This is a genomic window from Massilia genomosp. 1, assembly GCF_011682185.1.
In the GTDB taxonomy this organism is placed as follows: domain Bacteria; phylum Pseudomonadota; class Gammaproteobacteria; order Burkholderiales; family Burkholderiaceae_D; genus Telluria_A; species Telluria_A rubra.
The window spans coordinates 1-734 of sequence record NZ_WHJF01000338.1 but is presented as its reverse complement, the minus strand read 5'-3'; the positions used below and the strand labels follow the sequence as shown (position 1 = coordinate 734).

General features: G+C 64.6%; 2 protein-coding genes. Both read left to right on the top strand.

Annotated features, from left to right (window positions below):
• Window positions 1-332: transposase (locus F1735_RS33950; RefSeq protein WP_167241441.1), on the top strand; the 332-nt coding region annotated here is incomplete at its 5' end.
• Window positions 332-734: helix-turn-helix domain-containing protein (locus F1735_RS33945; protein WP_167241439.1), on the top strand; the 403-nt coding region annotated here is incomplete at its 3' end. The genes F1735_RS33950 and F1735_RS33945, both read left to right, overlap by 1 nt.

Sequence of the window (734 nt, the reverse complement as noted above, 5' to 3'; positions counted from 1 at the left end):
ACGCGCCAACAGCGCGCGAGAAGCGCCCCCAGGACTGGACTGCTGCAGAACAGTTCGCCGCACTGAAGGCCACCCATGGCTTGCCCGACGAGGCCTTGCAGGCATGGTGCCGCGAGCACGGCATATTTCCCCATCACCTGACCAGCTGGCAGACGGCGTTCTGCGCAGAAGTAAAAGAGCCCGCATCGGGCGTGCGCGAAGTGCGTACGTTGAAGGACAAGGTCGCCAAACTCGAGCGCGAGATTGTGCGCAAAAATGGCGCGTTGGCGGAGGCGGCCGCGTTGCTGATCCTGCAAAAAAAGTTCCGCGCGCTGTGGGCGGACGAGGAGTGATGACCGACCTCCCGCAGCGCGACCAGGTGATGGCTTTGGTGGCCGAGGCGGTCGTTGCCGGAGCGAGTCAGTGGCGGGCCTGCGAGGTGATTACCCTGAGCGAGCGGACCTTACAGCGCTGGCAGAACGATAAGGCTGAGGGCGCTTGTGATCGACGGCCGGCTCGGGTGCAGAGGCCCAAGAACCGACTGAGCGAACTGGAACGCCAGCGCGTGCTGGCGATCGCCAACTCGCCCGAATTCGGCCACCTCCCGCCAAGCCAGATCGTGCCACGACTGGTCGACCAGGGCGAGTACGTCGCCTCGGAATCGACCTTCTATCGCGTGCTGAAAGCGGCAAACCAGCTCAAGCACCGAGGTGCCGAAAAGCCAGCGAAACCGCGCCACAAGCCGCGTGCGCTGG